The 22,742-nt window shown below is 43.9% G+C and carries 17 protein-coding genes; 5 read left to right on the forward strand and 12 right to left on the reverse strand.

Features of this window, described 5'->3' with window-relative positions; all coding sequences use genetic code 11:
- Positions 1-208: 208 nt before the first annotated feature.
- The 11 genes from hpaA to PR799_RS13535 form a co-directional block, all read right to left on the reverse strand.
- A complete protein-coding gene (gene hpaA, locus PR799_RS13485) occupies positions 209-1,087 on the reverse strand; it encodes a 4-hydroxyphenylacetate catabolism regulatory protein HpaA (RefSeq protein WP_154604476.1) in 879 nt (292 codons plus the stop codon).
- A 324-nt stretch (positions 1,088-1,411) separates the two neighbouring features.
- On the reverse strand, positions 1,412-2,782 hold the full coding sequence (gene hpaX, locus PR799_RS13490) for a 4-hydroxyphenylacetate permease (protein WP_272522410.1): 1,371 nt from the start codon (positions 2,780-2,782) through the stop codon (positions 1,412-1,414).
- Between the two features lie 153 nt (positions 2,783-2,935).
- Positions 2,936-3,742: a 4-hydroxy-2-oxoheptanedioate aldolase gene (gene hpaI, locus PR799_RS13495; RefSeq protein WP_036954009.1), complete on the reverse strand. Its 807-nt coding sequence runs from the start codon at positions 3,740-3,742 to the stop codon at positions 2,936-2,938.
- Positions 3,743-3,752: 10 nt separating this feature from the next.
- Complete coding sequence (gene hpaH, locus PR799_RS13500; protein ID WP_006662720.1) at positions 3,753-4,556, reverse strand: 2-oxo-hept-4-ene-1,7-dioate hydratase; 804 nt, start codon at positions 4,554-4,556, stop codon at positions 3,753-3,755.
- Between the two features lie 192 nt (positions 4,557-4,748).
- Complete coding sequence (locus tag PR799_RS13505; RefSeq protein ID WP_272522412.1) at positions 4,749-6,212, reverse strand: NAD-dependent succinate-semialdehyde dehydrogenase; 1,464 nt, start codon at positions 6,210-6,212, stop codon at positions 4,749-4,751.
- Positions 6,209-7,438, reverse strand: coding sequence for a Bcr/CflA family multidrug efflux MFS transporter (locus PR799_RS13510; protein ID WP_195848248.1), 1,230 nt, complete (start codon positions 7,436-7,438; stop codon positions 6,209-6,211). Before PR799_RS13510 ends, PR799_RS13505 begins: the two co-directional genes overlap by 4 nt.
- A gap of 70 nt (positions 7,439-7,508) precedes the next feature.
- Complete coding sequence (locus PR799_RS13515; RefSeq protein WP_006657317.1) at positions 7,509-7,892, reverse strand: 5-carboxymethyl-2-hydroxymuconate Delta-isomerase; 384 nt, start codon at positions 7,890-7,892, stop codon at positions 7,509-7,511.
- A gap of 9 nt (positions 7,893-7,901) precedes the next feature.
- The gene (gene hpaD / locus PR799_RS13520) at positions 7,902-8,783 is read right to left on the reverse strand and encodes a 3,4-dihydroxyphenylacetate 2,3-dioxygenase (protein ID WP_006662718.1); all 882 of its coding nucleotides are present in this window, start codon (positions 8,781-8,783) and stop codon (positions 7,902-7,904) included.
- A 223-nt stretch (positions 8,784-9,006) separates the two neighbouring features.
- On the reverse strand, positions 9,007-10,473 hold the full coding sequence (hpaE, locus tag PR799_RS13525; protein ID WP_006657319.1) for a 5-carboxymethyl-2-hydroxymuconate semialdehyde dehydrogenase: 1,467 nt from the start codon (positions 10,471-10,473) through the stop codon (positions 9,007-9,009).
- Positions 10,473-11,240: a fumarylacetoacetate hydrolase family protein gene (locus tag PR799_RS13530; RefSeq protein ID WP_154628264.1), complete on the reverse strand. Its 768-nt coding sequence runs from the start codon at positions 11,238-11,240 to the stop codon at positions 10,473-10,475. Before PR799_RS13530 ends, hpaE begins: the two co-directional genes overlap by 1 nt.
- A 2-nt stretch (positions 11,241-11,242) precedes the next feature.
- Positions 11,243-11,872, reverse strand: a complete 630-nt coding sequence (locus tag PR799_RS13535; protein WP_154628263.1) for a fumarylacetoacetate hydrolase family protein — start codon at positions 11,870-11,872, stop codon at positions 11,243-11,245.
- A 479-nt stretch (positions 11,873-12,351) separates the two neighbouring features.
- Here PR799_RS13535 and hpaR point away from each other — a divergent pair, with 479 nt between their 5' ends.
- From hpaR to PR799_RS13560, 5 genes are all read left to right on the forward strand, one after another.
- Positions 12,352-12,804: a homoprotocatechuate degradation operon regulator HpaR gene (hpaR, locus tag PR799_RS13540; RefSeq protein ID WP_272522415.1), complete on the forward strand. Its 453-nt coding sequence runs from the start codon at positions 12,352-12,354 to the stop codon at positions 12,802-12,804.
- A 444-nt stretch (positions 12,805-13,248) separates the two neighbouring features.
- Entirely contained in the window at positions 13,249-14,922 is a 1,674-nt protein-coding gene (locus PR799_RS13545) for a ShlB/FhaC/HecB family hemolysin secretion/activation protein (protein WP_272522417.1), read from the forward strand.
- Positions 14,923-14,946: 24 nt separating this feature from the next.
- Positions 14,947-17,970: a two-partner secretion domain-containing protein gene (locus tag PR799_RS13550; protein WP_272522418.1), complete on the forward strand. Its 3,024-nt coding sequence runs from the start codon at positions 14,947-14,949 to the stop codon at positions 17,968-17,970.
- Entirely contained in the window at positions 17,906-20,095 is a 2,190-nt protein-coding gene (locus PR799_RS13555; RefSeq protein ID WP_272522419.1) for a DUF637 domain-containing protein, read from the forward strand. The genes PR799_RS13550 and PR799_RS13555 overlap by 65 nt, the downstream gene beginning before the upstream one ends.
- On the forward strand, positions 20,095-20,427 hold the full coding sequence (locus PR799_RS13560) for a hypothetical protein (protein ID WP_272522421.1): 333 nt from the start codon (positions 20,095-20,097) through the stop codon (positions 20,425-20,427). Before PR799_RS13555 ends, PR799_RS13560 begins: the two co-directional genes overlap by 1 nt.
- A 226-nt stretch (positions 20,428-20,653) precedes the next feature.
- On the opposite strand, the gene PR799_RS13565 is transcribed toward PR799_RS13560, so the two are convergent.
- On the reverse strand, positions 20,654-22,660 hold the full coding sequence (locus PR799_RS13565; protein ID WP_272522422.1) for a BCCT family transporter: 2,007 nt from the start codon (positions 22,658-22,660) through the stop codon (positions 20,654-20,656).
- Positions 22,661-22,742 lie beyond the last annotated feature (82 nt).

Genomic DNA, 22,742 nt, shown 5'->3' on the forward strand with positions numbered 1-22,742 from the left:
TTATTTATCATTGCTTTAATTTTTATTAAAAACTTAATGACTTTTATTTGCCATTGTTTTATTTGGTTGTTTTTTGAGCTCTATATTCACTTTTTGTTTGCGACTAATAGTACAAGTGTAACTTTAAAAATAAAAGTGCAAGACATCAAAAATGTTTGCATTATGTAAAATAATTTAAGAGGGATGCTAAAATTTTAGTATCCACGATTTAGTGGATATTTTGCTCGCGCCATTGGCTCGGTGAGGTGCCCTCTGAACGATTAAAAAAGCGGGCAAAATAGGCTGGATCTTTAAATCCAAGTTGATAGGCGATTTCAGAAACGGAGATATCGCAAAAGAGCAGCATGCGTTTGGCTTCTCGTAAAATCCTATCAAAAATGAGTTTCTTCGGAGGGCGGTTGGCAAATCGCCGGCACATATCTTTTAAGCGAGATTCGGTGACGCCGAGTTTATCCGCATAATCAGGGACAGAGAGATGCTCGCGATAATGCATATCGATAAGCTGGTTAAAACGTTGGAATAATCGATGTTCACCACGCACGCCGCTAACGTGGTGCTCGTCAAGAGGGACAGAGCGCAGTAAAAAGGTGAATAGGGCTTGGGCAAGTGAAGATAACACTTGGTCTCGACCAATATAGTTATTGGCAGATTCCCGCGCCATTAAATCCCAATAATGATTAAAAGTTTCAATATCTTGGGGTTTATCCGCGACAGATAAACAAATTGCCGGAATATCCACTCTGTCTAGGTTGGCAGAATAAAGTGATTCCAATAGTGGCGAAATTAAATCTTGCCGTACGGTCAGTACATGCCCGTCAGTATCTTCTTGGGTAAAAAACGCATGGGCGACAGAAGGGGGCGTTAAAATAAATAGCGGTGCCTGCACAGAATAACGAGACTCATCCAGCTGAAGCGTAATATGCCCAGTGACTAAATAGTGTAATTGGAAATAGCCATCGTGACGATGAGCAGGCATGTCGCGGCCGAAGAAGGCGGCGAGTTTACCGAAGGTTTGGTAGTGGACGTCGTCGTTGCCCAGGACGTCATCATAATCCTTCCCAATATCTATGTTTGTAATGCCCGTCATAATTGTTCTTCATTCTTCAAGCCGCAGCGTTGTTGGCTTCACTCCGTTACTCGGGTCACATACTTATGTATGCTCCCCAAGATTCGCCGTTCGCCGCCTAGCTACAACTCGAATTGTTCTTCATTCTTCAAGCTGCAGCGTTGTTGGCTTCACAAGATAACCCTAGTCACATACTGGTGTATGCTCCTAGGGATTAACTTGCTTGCCGCCTAGCTGCAACTTGAATTATTTTGAACAATATTTAAGGGAGAATTAAAAAATCTAAATATTTTCAATTTGTTGCAGCACTCATTTTTAGCTAACAAAACTATATAATTCTACCGTTTACGGTGTGGCTCTTGGTCTTGAGTTTTTCATTGGGATGGCGATGACCAGAAGGGCACCGACGACCAGCAAACCGGCTACAAAATAGAGACCGGAATTGAAGCTACCCGTTTGATCTTTCAGCCAACCGATTAATAGTGGACTGACCGCGGAGCCTATATTACCTGTTGCGTTGATTACGGCAATACCGATTGCGCGAGCGCGTAAACTGATCGACTGATCTGGCGTGGTCCAGAAAACCGCCATCGCAGTAAACGAACCTGTGGATGCCATAATGATCCCCAATAATTGGATCATTGGCTGATGAGTCATTGCTGCAATGATCCAACCTGCCGCCGCAAACAAATACGGCAACGCAGTGTGCATCTTACGCTCTTGCAAGCGATCCGAACGACGGCTCCAATAAATCATCCCCAAAATCGTACAGAACTGAGGGATCGCCGTTAATAGCCCAATCATGGCATTACTGCTGCCCTGATTAAAACTCTGCATAATTTGTGGCGTCCAAATATTAATGGCACTCAGTGTGTTAGTTAGACAGAAATAGGCAACGGTATACATTAAGATCACTGGGGTGAAAATCTCTTTCCACAGACTGGTATTTTGTAGTGCAGTCTGGCTTTTTGAACCGTGTGGCTGTACTAATTCTAATTGATCTTTATCCATCATCTCTTGCAGGGTGTCTTTATCTTCCTGAGTCAGCCACTTCGCTTTCTTCGGAGAATCATCCAGATAAAACCACACTAAAATACCCAGCAGTACGGATGGGAAACCTTCCAGTAAGAATAACCATTGCCAGCCTTTCAGATCTAAAACGCCATCCAGCCCCAGAATATAACCAGAAGCTAGCGAGCCAAATGCCATGGTGACAGGCATTGCAATCATAAATAGCGCGTTAGCACGAGCACGGAAATAAGCTGGGAACCAGTAAGTTAAGTAAACTAAAATTCCCGGTAAGAAACCGGCTTCAGCAATACCCACCAGCATACGCAGAATATATAAACTGGTTGGCCCGGTGGCGAACATTGTTGCGGTAGAGGCTATACCCCATAACACCATGATAGTGGCAATCCAGCGACGAGCGCCGACAATGCCGAGCATGATGTTACTTGGAATACCAAAAATAACGTAAGTTGCATAAAACAGGGTAGCCGCTAGACCAAACATGGTAGATGTCAGACCGATGTCTTTCCCCATTGTTAGTCCCGCAAAGCCGATATTAATCCGGTCTAAGAACGAGAAAACAAACAGAACGAACAGAAATACGATCAGTCGTTTAAAAAGCTTATTAATCACCCGCTGTTGCGGTTCGGTAAGGTTCTTATGTTGCTCTGCAGGGTTGGTACTAGCAACATTCTGTGAATGACTCATTATAATGCCCTCTAATTACAATTTATTATAGGTACAAGGGTCTACTAGGCAGTCATTTGGGCTGCCTTGTTGTGGTTGCGATTTTATTGCTTACTATCTAGGTCGCCCATGAGCGTAGGGTAAAATTGAACGACCTAGAGGAGTTCAGATTGCTTAGTACACGCTAGATGCGCTGTTATCCATATCGGAAACTGTTTTACCAAATTTCGCCGCAAGGGCTTCAGCGGTGCGCGCTAATAATGTGGTATCCACACCCACGGCGACAAACAGGGCGCCGAGCTTAATATAGTGTTCCGCGATATCCGGCGCTGCCATCAAAATTCCCGGCGCTAAACCTGCTGCTCGAATTTGCTTAATGGCATCTTCAATCACCGCTTTCACTTCAGGGTGATTTGGGTTGCCAGAAAAGCCCATATCTGCACTCAGATCCGCAGGACCGATAAAGACACCATCAACCCCTTCAACTTTGAGTATTTCAGGTAGGTTTTTGATAGCTTCGCGGGTTTCCACTTGGACAATCACGCACATTTCATCATTAGCGCGTTTTAAATAATCAGGAATACGATTCCAGCGAGAGGCGCGCGCTAAGGCACTGCCCACCCCACGAATTCCCGCCGGTGGATAACGAGTTGAGCGTACCGCTTGCTCTGCTTGTTCCGCATTTTGCACCATTGGCAGTAAAAGTGTTTGTGCGCCGATATCCAGCAATTGCTTGATAATCACCGGCTCATTCCATGCCGGGCGAACCACGGGTTGCGATGGATACGGAGCGATAGCTTGTAATTGCGCTAAGGTGGTTTGCACATTGTTTGGTGCATGTTCACCATCGATCAACAGCCAATCAAATCCAGCGCCCGCAACCAGCTCAGCGCTGTATGGGCTGCACAATCCTAGCCATAAACCAATTTGTGGTTTGCCTGTTTTCAGGGCTTTTTTGAATTTATTTTCTAACAGATCCACAGCGAACTCCTTATACAAAGCGGCAGCTAATTGAGCCCATCACGCCGTAGTCAACGTGGAAAACATCCCCTTTACGAGCAGGAACAGGGCGAGTGAATGAACCGCCAAGGATAATTTGTCCCGGCTGTAGCTCGACATTGTGCGGGGCTAATTTATTGGCTAACCATGCCACACCATTGGCAGGGTGATTCAGAACTGCCGCCGCAACACCGGATTCTTCAATCACGCCGTTACGATAAAGCAAAGCGCTGATCCAACGCATGTCTAAATCGCGAGGTTTAATCGGACGTCCGCCTAAGATGACTGCGCCGTTTGCCGCGTTATCTGAAATGGTGTCGAACACTTTACGTGGACGGTTAGTGTCAGGATCGATATTGTGGCAACGGGCATCGATCAGCTCTAAAGCGGGGATCACATAGTCCGTCGCGTTATACACATCAAATAAGGTGCAGTTAGGGCCGCGCAGCGGTTTTGCTAACACGAATGCCAGTTCAACTTCAATACGCGGAACGATAAAGCGATCGGTTGGAATATCACAGCCATCATCAAAGAACATATCATCGAGTAGTGCGCCATAATCCGGCTCATCAATCTGAGAACTGGCTTGCATCGCTTTGGATGTCAGACCGATTTTATGCCCTTTTAATACACGCCCTTCCGCCAGCTTTAAGCCGACCCACTCTTTTTGAATGGCATAGGCATCTTCAATGGTCATCTCGGGATGATCCAAAGAGATTTGACGGATTTGCTGGCGGCTTTTTTCCGCTTGGTTTAGGCGTTGAGCGATTGTTGAAATGGTATCTTGTTGCAACATCTTATTTTTCCTTTTGCACCTCAGCTCGTCATACTTCGAGCTATAACTACGTTAGCTTCACGATAGGCTTGCGCCTATCCCCTAGTCACACGGTATGCTCTTAGGGGATTAGTCTCATTTACTGTTTTGTTCTAACTTGAATTATTTAGAGCTAAGATTTTAAAAGCGAAGACCGCCAGCTAATGTTTCTTTCTAATTAGAAAGACCACCAAAGCAGAGATATTTCACTTCCAGATAATCTTCGATTCCGTAGCGTGAGCCTTCACGACCAAGTCCTGACTGCTTAATACCACCAAACGGAGCCACTTCATTTGAAATAATGCCTTCGTTAATACCCACCATGCCGCTTTCTAATGCTTCAGCCACACGGTAGATACGTCCGATATCACGTGAATAGAAATAGGATGCCAGGCCAAACTCAGTATCGTTGGCGAGGTCGATAGCTTCTTGTTCATCACGGAATTTAAATAACGGTGCTAATGGGCCAAATGTCTCTTCCTTCGCGACTTTCATGGATTCAGTCACATTGACCAATACGGTAGGTTCGAAGAACAGACCACCAAGGCTGGATGATTTACCGCCCGCAGCGATAGAAGCGCCTTTCGAAACGGCATCCGCGATGTGCTCAGACACTTTATCCACGGCAGCTTGGTTGATAAGCGGGCCTTGCTCAGAATCAGCTTGGGTCGCTGGACCAATTTTTAAGGCACTCACGGCTTTCGCGAGGCGAGCCGCGAACTCATCGTAAACACCTTCTTGAACTAAAATACGGTTTGCACACACGCAAGTTTGTCCGCTATTACGGAATTTAGCCGCTAAAGCCCCTTGAACCGCAGCATCTAAATCCGCATCGTCAAATACGATAAACGGTGCGTTACCACCTAATTCCAGAGACATTTTTTTCACGGTATCTGCGCACTGTTCCATCAGTAATTTACCCACGCGGGTAGAACCGGTGAAGGTTAGTTTGCGAACAATCGGGCTTGAAGTCATGACTGCACCAATCGCTTTGGCATCGGTACCCGGGACGATATTGAATACGCCAGCAGGGATACCCGCTTCTTCACCTAACGCGGCTAATGCCAACGCAGATAATGGGGTTTCAGCCGCAGGTTTTAGTACCATGGTGCAACCCGCCGCGAGGGCAGGGCCGACTTTGCGGGTGATCATCGCATTCGGGAAGTTCCAAGGGGTGATAGCGGCGACCACACCCACTGGCTGCTTGATGGTCACTAAGCGGCGACCCGGCAGTGGGGATGGGATAGTTTCACCGTAAGTGCGTTTACCTTCTTCGGCAAACCACTCGATAAAGCTGGCGCCGTAGGCAATTTCACCCATAGATTCATTGAGGGATTTACCTTGCTCAGTACTCAGGATCTGCGCGAGTTCTTTTTGGTTTTCCATCATTAAACGGAACCATTTATTCAGAATTTGGCTGCGTTCTTTAGCGCTTTTGGCACGCCAAGCTGGCAATGCTTTTTCTGCGGCTTCAATGGCTTGCTGAGTTTCCGTGGCACCCACATTACTGACGCGAGCAATCACTTCTCCATTTGCTGGGTTAGTCACATCAAACTGGCTACTGTCTTGGGCATTCACCCATTGACCATTAATGTAAGCCTGTTGGCGGAATAATTTAGAATTGGTGTTTAAGCTCATTTTTCGTTGTTCTCCGAAGACACTGAATGAACGTGTGCGTGGACATTTTTAGCGGACAAGCGTTGGCTTGAAAAACTCAGTCCGGCACAAATCGCCATTACGAGTGCCATAGCAAATGGGGATTCATCTTGTAGTATGGACACTGCAACACTGGCAAGGGCTGCCAAGGCAAACTGAATTGAGATGGCGAGCGCACTGGCGCTGCCTGCGATTTTCCCGCGGTGTTGCAGTAACAGTGACAAACTGTTGGTGCCGATAGCATTAACCATCGATAGGAACAGAACCACTAGGATAACAATAATTGGTAGGCTTTGTTGATAGAAAATTAACAACAGGACACCAAAAATCAATTGGATACCGCTTTGCATGCCCAAGATTCGTGGCAGGCTATACACCTTGAGCAACCGGACGTTAAGCAGCAACATGGCAATCATGCCCAAAATATTGCAGCCAAACAGCAGCCCATAATACTGTTCAGAAACACCAAAATAATTGATATACACAAACGGTGAACCACTGATAAAGGCGAACATACCGGCAAAAGAGAATGCCATGGTGCCAATGATACTCAGTGCTTCTCGGTCTGTGAGCACCAACCGATAATTATGAAAGGCGATACCCACTAAATGGCGGGATTCACGCTGATGAGGCAAGGTTTCAGGTAGCAGTAAGAAAATTGCTGAAACAGAGCACAATCCCACGGCCGCGAGCACATAGAAAATGACTTGCCATTCAAAATGAATTAATAAAAACCCGCCCACTAATGGCGCTAATAATGGGGCTATCATGGTGACTAATGTCATCAGTGACAGCACTTTAGGCAGCTCGCTAGAAGGATACACATCACGGGCAATGGCGCGCGCCATCACTATCGCGGCACCACTTCCAAATGCTTGTAATGCTCTAAAGGTAATTAAGGCTTCCGAGCTGGTGGCTTGGGCGCATAGCAGGCTGGCGAGGGTAAAAATGACCAGTCCACTTAGCAACATTTTACGGCGTCCTAGCAGATCGCTCAGGGGACCATAAAACAACATGCCGACGCAGAAACCTGCAAAGAATGCCCCGAGGGTATACTGCATCTGTCCTTGGGTGGCATTCAGCGCTTGTGCCATTTGTGGTAAGGCTGGCAAGTACATGTCAATCGATAGGGGACCGAACGCCACCAGTGAGCCCAGTAACGGGATCAACCAGCGCGGTATCGGTCTATTGGTAAATGAAATTGGCATATTGCCCCCTATCGTGATTTATCAATGAATACGCATCAATGACAACTTAAATTTTTATGACTTAAACTTTCTATGACTTAAACAAGGCATGCACATTGTTCTGTTTGTAGTTCAGAACAGGATCGAGCTCTTCCATGGTGAAAGAGAGCGCCAAGTAACGCTTTGCCATTAAATCGGCAAAATGTACTTTGATCAGATCAAACAGCATCTCCCCAGTTTTTTGGCGATCTTCAAGGGAGCGACCCGCACCAATTTTTAAAGTCATATGCACAAACGCGTAATCGTGTTTGCCATCCGCCATTTGCCAAGTATCCAGCCAGATTGCACGGCTACGAATACCCCCTAACGGGAAAATTCCTGTGCCAGCTAGTGCGCTGTTTACTTTAGCGAACAGCTCGGGTAGGGCGGCTTCTTCACGAATGTTGTCGGTGCATTCAGCATAAAAATGAGGCATATCCGTTCCTTATGCGTTGGCAGCTTGTTTATCAGTAATAAACTTTGGCAGCGGGAAAATCGCGTTGATTTGCCCAGTTCCGGAGCTGGCGAACAGGTCGGTCAATACTTCCACTTTCTCGTCATATTTATCCCAACCGAGCAGACCCAGTAACATCACGGTGTCATGCATGTGACCTTCGCCGTAGCAGTAGTCCGCGTACTCTGGCAGCATTTTGCAGAATTCAGCGAAACGACCTTCACGCCACAGTTTGACGACGCGTTTGTCCATTTGCTCATCAAATTCGCGGGTATAGCTGTTCATACCGTCTTCCGCACGATGATCATCAATAAAGCGGTGAGACAGGGAGCCACTCGCTAATACCGCCACGGTACCATCATATTTTTCAATCGCAGTCAGTACGGCTTCACCTAATTTACGGCTAGTTTCAAAGCTGTGTGAGGTACAGAATGCTGAAATGGAGATCACTTTAAAGTGGCGGTCGCTGTTCATATAACGCATTGGAACCAGCGTTGCGTACTCCAGAGTTAGGCTTGGAATTTCATGAGCTTGAGCGCGAACGCCTAGCTTGCGAGCTTCTTCACCGATCATCTGACCCAATACAGAGTTGCCGTCATACTCATATTCCATATCGCGGATAAAATGCGGCAATTCATTACTGGTATAGATGCCTTTGAAGTGATCGGCACAGTTAATGTGATAAGCGCTGTTGACCAGCCAGTGAGTGTCAAAAACGATAATGGTGTCGACACCGAGTTCACGGCAGCGACGACTGATTTCTTTGTGCCCATCAATGGCGGCTTGGCGACAGCCGTGGTTTTTGCCCGGCAGTTCAGATAGGTACATTGATGGGACGTGTGTTACCTTCGCCGTTAATGCCAACTTACCCATTTCCTTCCCCCTTAGCTTATCCGTCATACTTCGCGCCGTAGCGTTGTTGGCTTCATAAAGTCACCCTAGTCACATACTTCAGTATGCTCCTAGGGATAACTTCACTTGCCGCCTAGCTACAACACGAATTATTTAGGATAAGTAGCTAAATTAATTATCATTGATTCAAAATTACTTAGAATAAAGAATGGTGTAGCTTGCTACGGAATAATTTTGCTTTTTATTACACACCCCAGCGTGGGATGTTGTGGTCGCCGTAGGAGATACAAACGTTCTTCATTTCCGCGAAGACTTCGAAGCTATATTCGCCGCCTTCACGGCCCACACCGGAGGCTTTTACGCCGCCGAATGGTTGGCGTAAGTCACGGACGTTTTGGGTGTTAACAAACACCATACCGGCTTCAATATTGCGAGAAAGACGCAGGATCTTGCTGACATCTTGAGTCCAAATATAAGAAGCCAGACCGTACTCCACATCGTTCGCCATACGCAGACCATCTTCTTCGGTCTTGAATGGGATCAAACAAGCGACTGGTCCGAAGATCTCTTCTTGAGCCACCCGCATACGGTTGTCCACATCCGCCAGAACCGTAGGGCGCAGGAAATGACCATTTTTCAGATGAGCCGGCAGATCCGTTGGTTTGTCTGGGCCACCCGCTAACAAGGTTGCACCTTCTTCCATACCAATACGGATATAACCAGACACTTTGTTCCAGTGCTGTTGACTGATCAGCGCGCCCACTTGGGTTTTCGGATCCGTTGGGTCGCCAACGATCAGGCGATTTGCACGCTCAGCAAAGCGTTTTACGAATTCTGGGTAAATGCTTTCTTGAATGAAAATACGTGAACCCGCAGTACAACGCTCGCCATTGATAGAGAAAATGGTGAACAGCGCGGCATCCATTGCACGTTCAATGTCGGCATCTTCAAAAATCAGAACCGGAGATTTGCCGCCTAATTCCATTGAGTATTTTTTCAGACCCGCGTTTTGCATAATGGCGCGACCCGTTGCGGTGCCCCCAGTGAAGGAGACAGCGCGAACGTCATGGTGTTTCACCAGTGCATCACCCGCTGTAGCACCGTAACCTTGCACCACGTTCAGTACGCCCGCAGGGATACCCGCTTCAAGGGCTAATTCACCTAAACGGTTTGCAGATAGTGGAGATAATTCAGACATTTTCAGAACCGCGGTGTTACCTAGCGCTAAACATGGTGCTGTTTTCCATGTCGCGGTCATAAATGGTACGTTCCACGGCGAAATTAATCCGCACACACCCACTGGCTGGATCAAGGTGTAGTTCATCATTTTGTCGTCAACCGGATAGGTGCGACCGTTCATTTGCTGGCAAATTTCAGCAAAGAATTCAAAGTTGTGTGACGCACGAGGGATTAACACGTTTTTAGTTTGATGGATAGGTAAACCAGTATCGTTAGTTTCCATCTCAGCAATTTGAGGAACGTTTTCGTCGATCAGCTCACCTAAGCGGCGCATTAAGCGTGCGCGTTCTTTCATTGGCGTGTTTGCCCACTTAGGGAAGGCTTCTTTTGCAGCAGCAACCGCTTGGTTGATCTCGTCTTGGCCGCCGGATGCCACTTCCGCTAATACTTCACCCGTTGCTGGGTTAGTGGTTTCGAAATACTCTTTGCTTTCAACATTTTTACCGTTGATCCAATGGTTAATCTTAGTCATCACACTCGCTCCTCATACTCTTTTTCGCTGATAATGGTATTGATCAGCCTGCCCACACCTTCAACTTCAACGATCACTTCATCACCTGGAATCACATCGGACAGCCCTTTTGGCGTGCCCGTTGCGATCATGTCGCCCGGTTGCAGTGTCATAAAGTCACTTAGGTAGGCAATTAAAAATGGGATATTAAAAATCAGATCCGCGGTGGTGCCTTTTTGACGCAATTCACCATTAACGTAGGTGTACAGTGCGAGGTTGTGTGGATCTTTAATATCTGACTTGTCTACCATCCATGGGCCGATTGGCGTCAACGTATCGCGGCTTTTTACGCGCAGGTTTGGACGGTAGTAATTCTCTAAATAGTCACGGATCGCGTAGTCGTTACATACGGTGTAGCCTGCGACGTAATCCATGGCATCTTCTTGAGAAACTTTGTGTGCCGCTTTGCCAATAATCACGACCAGCTCAGACTCATAGTGCATATATTCAACATTGTCTGGGCGAACGGAGACTTGGCGGTGACCGGTTAAGCTGTTTTCTGCTTTGATAAAAATCAGTGGCTCTTCAGGTGGCTTAAATTCTAATTCAGTGGCGTGGTCGGCATAGTTCAGACCTAACGCGAATAAAGTACCTTGTGCAGGTGGTAGCCATTCAACATCTGCGCTATCGCCAGCAATTACATTGCCATTTGGCAGCTTGATGGTTTCGTCGTCACCGACAGTGACGGAATATTCAGTGCCTTGATAACGAATTTTTGCGTGTTTCATGATTATTGTCCTCCTGCCGCAACAACGTTGTTCTTGAGGCTTGGGAAGCCAGCTGCTTGGATCTCAACGTGATCACCCGGTTTGATGGTGACGCGTTTATGAGGAGTACCCAGTAAAATCACATCCCCTTGTTTTAGGGTTGCAAAGTCGCTCAGTGCAGCCACTAATTCGCTTGCGCTACGAACGAGATCCTTGGTTGACCATCTGTCAGCTTCTTGGCCGTTAATTAGTGTCACTATCTCAACAGGTGAAGATAACGATGTTTTCACTAACTCGCCGATTGGGCAGAAAGTATCACGGCATTTTGCTTTAATCGCAGGGCGGTAGAAGGTGTCTTCTGGCAGGCTAACTTCATTCGCCAGAGCAAAACCAGCAATAAATTCCAGTGCATTCTGAGCGCTAACTTTGCGTGCATCTTTACCAATCACTAACGCCAGCGTTGCGCCACTTTGCACTTCTTCGCCAGCAGGATGCAGGATGTTATCCTCGGAATTAATGCGTGTATTACGCGGCTTAATAAACCACACAGGTGTTTTCGGTGGGGTTTTATAAGGGGCTTGCTGGAACGCCTCGAGCCAATGATCAAGCTGGCTTTGATGGTTGAGGGCAACGGCAAAAACAGTGCCTTTCATTGACAACTCCTTATTAAAGAGATCGATTCTGAGTAATTATTAATATATTAATAAAGTATTATTTTGTAATAAGCAATAGCTTTATGGAAATGTTAATTTTAATTGTGATCTTATTAACATAATAAAGAGGTGACTGTGTAACTGGCTGTATATAATGAGTTTATTATTTTTTTAACTTTTAGGATTTTACAATATATTAACTTTAGGTTTTTAATAAAATTTATTTACTCATTAATATTTTGGTGTTTTTCTTTGTGATTGTTAGTGCTGCATGCTACTCTTGCATTTAAGATAATTGAGTGTGTTGCAGTTACCCTATGATTTATTGCTAACCCTTAAAGCGGCGTTAAAAACGGTAGTGTTAAAAAAACAGCCGCATTAAAAATGGCAGCGTTAAAAATGGTAACCAGCACGGAGGCTGACTAACCCCCTGTCGTGGGTGTTTCATAACTTTAAATAGCGTGGTGAGTTTTAAGCTTATGCATGAATCATTGACAATTGCATTATTACAGGCGCGAGAGACCGCAATGGGCTTCTTTCGACCAATATTAAAGTCCTATAATTTGACCGAACAGCAATGGCGTATCATCCGCGTGCTAGCGGATAATCGCTCTATTGATTTTCATGAATTATCAGTACAAACCTGTATTTTGCGCCCGAGCTTAACGGGAATTTTGACTCGTATGGAACGTGAAGGGCTTATTTTCCGTTTAAAGCCATTGAATGACCAACGTAAACTGTATGTCTCACTGACCCCAACAGGGCAAGACTTGTATGACAAGGCGCGTCAGGAAGTTGAAGAGGGTTATCAAAAGATTGAACAGGCTTTCTCCCAAGAGAAGATGCAGCAATTGACGGCTCTGCTGGATGAGCTGATTGCATTAGAGAGCCCAGATTACAGCAATATTATGGATAGAAGTAAGATCGCGTAAGAGCGCATAGCCTTCTTCAAATTTCGTATGATAATGCTGTTGGTGGCTATACCTTAATATAAATATGACTTGTCGATGTTTTGGTCGTGGGATTATAAATAATGATCTCGGGCTTATCGAGGAGTCATTTCTTTCCCATTGACCATATCAAATTTATTCCAATCTAAAGTATTATATTTTCCTGTGAAACCATTGTAGTTGAATTTGTATTCACATCGACTCAATAAGCTTGGAATTCCCGCCTCTTTATCGCTAATTTATAATAGCGTTTTTTTTGTTAAATGAAGATTTATTGAAGCAATTGAATGAAAAGAGTGCGATAAATAAAATCTAATACAAGAAAGATTAAATTTTAGTCATGATGTATGTTTTTTAGCTGAAAAAGTTGAATGAGAATGAGTTACATTACGTAAAAATAACTACTCATGCGTAAACTCAAACAACATGACTACTCATCAAATTTTTTGGCGTTTATTATACTTATCGTTATTCATTATTTCTCCTTATGGTTATACAGAAAACCAATTTCTGAACTCATCACAGGAGAGCATCCAGTTTGAACAAAAACAACGGTTAGAGTTGGAGCTGAACGAACGTAATCAACTGGAAAAACAAAGTACTATAATTGTTGATAATGCTTTTTTAAAACCTGCTAAAGATGGAAGATGTTTCCCTATCGACAAGATCCAATTTGTCGGTGCCACACAGCTTAGCATCACAATTCAGGATCAATTAACATCAACTTATCTCAATCGTTGTCTTACACTTAGTGAAATACATGGACTCACAAAACTCGTCACTAATTATTACATCGAACAGGGATTTATTACCTCCCAAGCTATCATTCCAGAACAAGACTTATCTTCACATCAACTAATACTGCAAGTCATTGAAGGACAAATTGAAGCTATTGAAATTGAAGATTCCCCTGAGCGTTTAGCGCATCAAATATTTCCTCATCAACGAAGTAACATATTAAATCTACGGGATATTGAACAAGGGTTGGAACAACTCAATCGATTATCGTCTGCTAAATACACTATTGATATTCAGCCAGGAACCCAAAATGGCTACTCTCGAATTATTATTCATAAACAAGGTAAAAAATGGCCGATCACGAGTCAATTGAACCTCGATAATTCAGGGATGAAGGCAACAGGGAAACAGTTACTTACTGGCAGTTTGACGGCTGATTCCCTTTTGGAATTTGGTGAACAGTGGTCATTCAGTGCCAGTACCGATACAGATTTCAGTCGTTCTCATCACAGTCGCTACACGGTTGCTGCAATCAACGTTCCTTATGGCTATTGGTCTTACCGCTATCAATTTTACCGTAACAGCACGCTACAACCGTTTAAGACGTCAGGTCAGCAATACCGTTATGAAGGCAAAAATACCAACCAACAATTTGATGTCAGCCGTTTAATTTATCGTGATGGCAAGCAGCGTTTAACCTTACAAGGTAGTTTAAAACATAAAAAAGCCAATACTCAGTTGGCTTCCCAAACACTGAGTATCAGTAGCCCAACATTAACCTCTCTCTTGTTTACCCCACAATACAGTACCACACTTGGACAAGGTTATTTTACGTTTAACCCTACCGCAGAATGGGGAATATCCGCTTTTGGGGCCTCATCGGACACCCTTGCGAAAGATTCACCTCGCAGTCATTACCGTAAATTCAGTCTAAGCAGTAGTTATCAGTATTTTTTTTCCAATGGTTTGACCTATTTAACCTCATTTTTCGGTCAATACTCACCCGATAACTTATATGGTATTGAACGAATCAGTGTTGGTGGGCAGTACTCTGTTCGTGGCTACCATGAGCAGTCTTTAAGTGGTAACCGAGGTGGGTATTGGCGTAATGAAATTAACAAAGACATCGCCAATACAGCAATTGGGCAACTGCGATTCATCAGTGCGTTAGATTACGGGTTTATTGGCTCAGATAAATACCACGTTGAACATGACACCCTAGCGGGTGGAGCCGTTGGTCTCTCTTTTACCGGCAATAGCTTGTTTTATTCTCAGTTTTTACTCAGTAAGCCTTTGCATTATCCCTCACAACTTAAACCAGATAATTGGTCGGCTTATTGGTCGGTCTCATTCTCTCTGTAGCTCTACGTTTTTAAAGGATTATTTATGCTGAATGAACAGTTTCCTTCGCGCCCTAAGCGGCTATTAAGTTACACCATTATTTTCTTAACGGCTGTCTACCCCTTACATCCCACTTGGGGTGCAGCCATGACGGCGGCAGATAAAAACACCCAAGTCAGCCAGCAAAATAATATTCCAGTTATTAATATTGCCACGCCGAATGGGGCGGGGATATCACATAATAAATTTCAAGACTTCAATGTGGATAAACAAGGCGCGGTACTCAATAACGCCACCACCAATATGAACTCTCAAATCGCAGGGCAAATCAAAGCTAATGCGAATTTAAAGGGGAGTGCTGCCAATCTGATTATTAATGAAGTCACGGGCAGTAGCCGCTCAGAATTGCAAGGCAAGCTGGAAGTGGCAGGAAAAGGGGCGAATGTCTTAATTGCCAACCCGAATGGGATTACCTGCAATGGCTGTAGTTTTGTGAATACCCCTGCGATTACTTTGACCACGGGGAAACCCATTTTAGATAACAAAGGCGCTTTATCTGCGGTTGAGGTGAAAAAAGGCAGTGTGGTTATCGGTGCCAATGGCATGAATGCTGAAGTGCAAACCTATGCGGATATTATCAGCCGTGCCACCGAATTGAATGGGCAAATCAAAGCTAAAAACTTGACCCTGATGCAAGGCACCAACCGCGTTGACTTTCAAAAAGGTACCGTGACACCGATTGCGGGTGAAGGGGCAAAACCAAGTGTCTCGGTGGATACTAAAGCATTAGGGGGAATGTACGCCAACCAAGTTAAATTAGTCAGTACTGAGGCGGGGGTAGGGATTAACCTCAGTAATGTGCAAACCAACCAAAATGACCTGACATTGACCGTCGATGGCAAAATAACCCTTGCAGGTAACATCCAAGGGAAAAAAGACATTAATGCTAGCACCAAAAACCTACAAATTAACGCCAATGCTAACGTGAATGCCGCCAAGGACATCACATTAGCTACCAACATCCTCACCAACAACGGAAAGGTTATCGCTGGTAAGGATATGCGTATCTTTGCCGAGTCGGTCAGTAATACGGGCAATGGTGCGCTTATTCAGGCACAAGACAATCTGTGGATGCAAAAAAATGCCAATGGGGATTTGAGCACCTTGATTGAAAATAAATCAGGGACGATAAAGACCAATGCAGGGGATTTGGTTGTTAGAACAAAGAAACTGACCAATACAGCTATCAGCTCACCTATTCTTATTAAGAATATAGAAGCTGATTCTACCGTACATAGAAAGTATGTTACATCGTTCTTTGGGCGCAGAGAGGGTGTTGTATCGATAATAACGCTTTATGCCAATTTAAAAAAATTTCCATATAAAAAATGGTTTGGCACCATCAATCTTATTGAAAGTGATAGCATCAATGTAGAACGAAAAGAATATAAATTGAAAAATGAAGCAGGAAAGATAGAGTCAGGAAAAAATATTTATATAAATGCCAATGAACTAGTGAATGATTTTGGAGGGATTTCTTCCAAAAACAATATGGTATTAACAGGGCAAAATGCGTCTATTTATTCTTTTAATCCAGGGATGTTAAATTTCTGGTATAAGTACGATACTTCTTATGATGATTTAGGTAAATTTGCAGATGAAAGTGAGGATGAAGGAACTTACGATATTTTCTATGTTAATGAGCCACTAGATTTTATATTAATTGATAAGTTTTATTCTTGGGCTCCTAACGCATTAAATTATAAGTCTATATCTGCAGGAAATAATGTTGTTCTTGATTTTAAAAACACCATTAATCTTGAAGGCAAACTTCCTAACACCGAAAAATCGATAGCGAAAATAGTACAATTAGGTGATCCTTCTTTCGCTATTACCGCAAAAAATATCATCTTAAATTCTAATAATATAAATATTTCCACTAACTTACAGTCTGTAAATGACCTGTCTATCATCGCGGGTCAAAATATCAATATTAATAATGCGCAATTAGTTGCCAATCAATCACAAAGCCTAATTGCGAATCACGACCTTAATCTTAATCAAGCCAATTTAACCGCGAAAGACAGCACATTAATTGCGAAAAATGGCAATCTTCAGTACAGCTTAAACCCCATCTCAGCCTTTAAAGATAACGTGTTATCTCCCCCAATTATTAACGCTGCGAATTCGTTATATATTCAAGCGGGTAAAAATATCACTTTCGATAATGCGCAATTAGCTAAAACGAATAAACTCACCCTCAGTGCCAATGACAATATTGTTATTCGTCGTGATGAGTCCAATTTAATGAAACTCGCGGCTTCAGAGCCTGTGGCAAATATCAATGCGTTACTCACTAAAACAGGAAACTGGGCAAGTTCGGAGGACATCAACCTCACCGCAGGTAAAAATATTGAAGCGCGGGGTATAACCTTTAACAGTGAAAAATCCCTGACGCTCAATGCGGGTCAAGATATTTTGTTAGGCTCTAAAGCCATTAAAGATGTTGACAATGTATTTAAAACCAGTCGGTATCCAGAGCTACGCTCTCAACTCATTGCGAATGGCAATATCACGTTAAATGCGGCTCGTGATATTGATTTTCAATCCGCAAACCTTCAATCCAAGGGCAAACTCACTGCGCTCTCGGGGCGTGATATTAAATTAACCGCTACGGCTTATTCTGCTATTCCGAATCCAAATGAAGATAACCTAGATATCCGCTATGTGGCTTCGACGCTTTCGGGAGATAAAGGCGTTACACTGGTCTCAAACGGCGCTCTCACCGCACAAGGTAGCATAATCAAATCTCTGGGAGACATTACGATTTCCAGTGGGGGAAATATTCGCATAGAGTCAGTTAAAACCCACTATCGTAAACAATCGGGTAAACGATTAGAGGATTTATATCGCCAAATTGGTACTGAAATTAACAGCGGTAAAACCCTGACCATTTTGTCTGAGGGGAGTATTCTTTTTCAAGCGTCTCGTTGCCAAAGGTGCGATGGATATTGCGGCAAAAGGCGGGTATCTCTATGCACAAGCGATGGAAGAAACCAGCCACTATGAAGAACAAAAGAAAAAATGCAATAAATGGACACTTTGTATAACCAAAAAAGAAGTCAAAAAAACGCGTAGTGAAACAACCAATAAAGTGACTGAATTTATCGCTGGCGGCGATATTAACCTATACGCCAAGGATGATGTCACGTTAGAAGCTACCAAAATCAATACGGGCAAGAATGCCAAAATCACCAGCCAAACCGGTAAGGTGAATTTTAAAGCGGTGAAGAACACCACTTTTGAGCAAGTGATTTCTAATTCGAAAGGGTTTTATATTACCCAACGCAATAAAGGGTATACCGAAGATAAATGGATACTGCCAGCCCTGCACATTGGTGGCAAGTTGACCATTGATGCCGCAAAGGGCGTCACCGCAGATGTTAAAGCTAAAAATAACCAAAGCTTACAGAATGCCCTAAATACCCTTGGGCAAACCGAAGGCACAAAATGGCTCGCAGGTCTAAAAGATCGCAAGGATGTACAGTGGGGGTTAGTTAAGGATGCATATGACAGTTGGGATTATAAAAGCCAAAGCTTAAATCCTGTTGCGTCAGCTTTAATCATGATAACTGTTGCAGCCATGACATCAGGTACTGCATCACAGTTTGCCGCTTGGGCAGCATCTGGAACTAGTGGAACCACCGCAGCGGTCATCTCAGGCGCAGCCTATTCAGGCATGACAGCACTCTCTACGCAAGCTGCGGTCGCACTGGCTGAAAACCAAGGAAATCTATCCAAGACACTTAACTCGCTTGGAAAAAGCGATACCGTCAAATCCATTATTGCTCAAATGGTGATTTCAGGGGCGCTCAATGGTCTTGATATCAAAATGGAGTGGACTAAAGGCAATCCTACAGATGCAAAATTGCCGTTACTGACCAATGGTGATTGGAATAAGGTTGCCCAGAGGGTAGCTGCACAGTCAGTGATTAGCTCAACTGTAAATACCACCATTCAAGGCGGCAGTTTCACCGATAATTTTAAAAATGCTCTACTCAGTAATATTGGCAATCAAGTTAATGCGGAAGGTGCAAAACTGATTGGTGATAATGGTGAGATCTTAGGGCATACAGGAAAGCTTTTAGGTCACTCCGTTGTGTCGGGTATTAGTGCTGAAATTGCTGGTGGAAATGCCAAAGGCGCAATTGTAGGTGCATTAGCGGCCCAAATAGCAGGTATTACGATTAATGATAATCTTGATAAAACTGATAATTGGCAAGAGCAGCAAGCACAAATTAGCCGCATAGCAGGAGCTTTCGCAGGTCTAATCGCAACAGGTGAAGCAAGTGGTATTAATAGTGCTGCGAATTCAGCTGAAATTATAGAACGTTATAATCGCCAACTTCATTTAGAGGAAATTAAAGCTGTTAATGAGCTTGCTAATGGCGATAAAAATAAACTAGAGCGATTATTAGCTTCATCATGTCGTAAAGTAAACTGCATTGCTCAAGAGTCACTCGAATCCTCAGATCGAGTTTATTATGAGTCACTCATGAAGAAGTACCCTAGTACTTATATTGAGGACTCTTTATTAGCGGACTATTGGATAACAAAAGAAAGGAAAGTAGTTGGAAATTACCCTGCTTTTGGTGGCGTGGAATCAATACGGCTATTCACTTACTCTAAAATTGATAGTTCAACTGATATGGAAGCGTTTGTTTTTAATCAATGGATTGAAAATGCCAGTAACTATACAGGGTGGAGTAAAAAAAATTTAGAAGACTTGTATTTTGCCGCTTCTATAGGTGCAATGGGAATTACTAAGCAAAAGCCCACTATAAAAATAAAAAATCCAGTTATTTTCCATGAGGACAAGTTTAAATATCTATTTGGTCATGTTACGAGCGGTGATCATAACAGTAGTAGAACAAATCAGATGGCTAATACGATGAAAAAATTAGGGATATTTGAGGACGTTATCGGAAAAAATATCCTTATCGAACATTTTAAAGTAACACCTCAGCTGAAAGGTAATACAATTAATACATTTGAAAATAAGTGGGGAAAATTTGAAGAGCGCGAGTCGTTTCTTATTGGGCCATCAGGTAAGGCTACAGTTTTCCATACGACATATAAAATAGAAAACAATGGCAATATGACTTTTGTAACAACAATTCCTAAAGGTGAATAATGAGCATTTATAAATATCCGGATAGTGTTGAATTGCTTGAATTCTTTGAAAATGAGCCTTTTTACACGAACTTAGATGATGGTTTAACTTTTGGCTATGAATATAGTACTGGCGATATCTCTCTCCTCTTTTATTTTACTATATTAGAAAACAGCGCAACTCTTATATTAAAAGTTAGAGATATCAAGATTGCAACAATAAATGTTATTAATATCAATAAAATAGAGATTATTGGTGATGAAATCATCATTACTTCAGTAGAAGGACACAATGAGAAAATATTTTATGCGCAAATAAAACCATCAATACTAATTAAAAATAGTTATTATTAAAATATTACTAATAGAGTAATGGCAATTCAGCATAAAACTAATTGTGGGCAGCTCGTCGGAACTGCCCACAAAATGAAATTGAGAGCCTGTCAGTTAGGCTCTGCTGAAAACTGTTATGCCTGTAGATAATTTTGTACAGGTCAACGATGTGTTATTTACAGCTGGTCATTGACCCAACTATCAACGTGGATCCTAAACCAGTTCATTGATGAACTCCATTTTGGGGCTACTTACCCAGTAAATGTAAAAAGTGAATATGCTTTTCATACTGGTCGAGGATGTCATGGATGATTTGCTCTTTCGCCCAGCCCATCACATCGTAGTCTTGCCCACCTTCTTTTAAGTGAATTTCTGCGCGGTAGTATTTTTGCTCTTCACTGCGCTCTTCGTCGTTGTCTGTTCCCATACCAGCAAGGGCAAAGGCCGGCTGAATATAGTAACGTAGGCGAACTTCGTATAAAAAGTTCATATCTTCGCCTAAATCCACCTCAAATCCGATCCTATCGTCTTTATCGGTATGGATATGGCAAACCGTCCCTTGCTTGGCGAGCTCCTCAGAAACCATCTCCATGGATGGCTTCACTGACTCTTCCATAAAGCGTTTTACATGGGCACGTTTTGGGAAATAGACAATATTACGTAAGCGGCGCTGCCACGGAATCGGGTTACGGCTCGCAGTTGGGGCGATGGTAGCTAATTGCTGGCTATCACGTTTATAGGCGTCCACGCGTAACGCTTTGAATAACCCATAAATGGAGACAAGCAGAACCGCGGCGAATGGCAAGGCGCTAGCGATGGTTAAGGTTTGCAGCGCTTGTAGACCACCTGCAAGTAACATCGTGATAGCGACAACGCCCATTAAGCCAGCCCAGAAAATACGTTGCCAAACTGGGGTATTTGAGTCACCGCCAGAGGCGAGGGTATCGACCACCATGGCACCAGAGTCCGCAGAGGTGACAAAGAACACTACCACCATCAGCATGGCGAAGAACGATAACACCGTAGAGAACGGGAAGTAAGTCAAAAACTCGAATAGCGCGAGAGAGACATCAGACTGCACCGTTTCCGCCAGTCGGGTTGCTCCTTGATTTTTGATTAAATCAATGGCGGTATTACCAAAGAAGGTCATCCACATCAGGGTAAAGCCCGCAGGAACAAACAGCACGCCAGTAACAAACTCACGAATAGTACGACCGCGAGAAATTCGGGCGATAAACATCCCAACAAACGGCGACCATGATAACCACCAACCCCAATACAGTAGCGTCCAGCCCCCTAACCAATCACTGGATTTCGGTTCGTAGGCATACAAATTAAACGTCTTGCTGACAATTTCAGAGAGATATCCCCCCGTGTTTTCCACAAAGGATTTTAACAGCAAGACTGTCGGGCCTAATATCACAATCAACAGTAATAATAGGAAGGCGAGACCGAGGTTCAGCTCAGATAAAATACGGATCCCTTTGTCGAGCCCTGAGACAACGGATAAGGTCGCGAGAGCGGTGAAGGTGATAATCAAGCCGACTTGCACAGTCTCATTCACCGGTAAACCAAACAGATGGTTCATTCCGGCGTTAACTTGCAGCACCCCAAAGCCAAGAGAGGTCGCGACACCAAACACGGTACCCACGACCGCAAAGACATCAACTGCATGACCCAAAGGACCATAAATTCGGTCACCAATAATCGGGTATAGGGCAGAACGCAGAGTGAGTGGTAAACCGTGGCGATAGCTGAAAAAGGCCAGAATCAAGGCGACAATGGCGTAGATAGCCCAAGCGTGTAATCCCCAATGGAAGAACGTCAGGCGCATGGCTTCTTTGGCGGCTTCTACGGTTTGCGGATCCCCCACTGGTGGGTTGAGATAGTGCATGACAGGCTCGGCAACGCCGAAGAACATCAAGCCGATACCCATACCCGCTGAGAACAACATAGCAAACCAAGAGACATAGCTGAAGTTGGGCTGTGCGTGATCAGGACCTAATTTTATCTGTCCATAACGCGAGAGTCCCAGATAAGTCACACTCAACAAAATGATGGCTACAGCGAGAATGTAGAACCAACTGGCGTTGTTAAATAGGTTCTTTTGAAGATGACTTAGATGAGATTCTGCCATTTCAGGCATTAAGGCGGCAAAACCGACGATAAGCAGAATAATGATAGCCGAACTGTAAAATACAGGGGGGCTGATTTTGGTGCGTACTTTTTTGTTTTCAGTCACGTTTTGACTCATAACGACCTTCTTTGATTTTTATTTTATTTTTTGCATACCAATCTTAAGGGGGCATGCGGCGAGCTGTCCTTCTGAATGAAAC

Source organism: Providencia sp. PROV202 (assembly GCF_028479565.1).
GTDB lineage: Bacteria > Pseudomonadota > Gammaproteobacteria > Enterobacterales > Enterobacteriaceae > Providencia > Providencia zhijiangensis.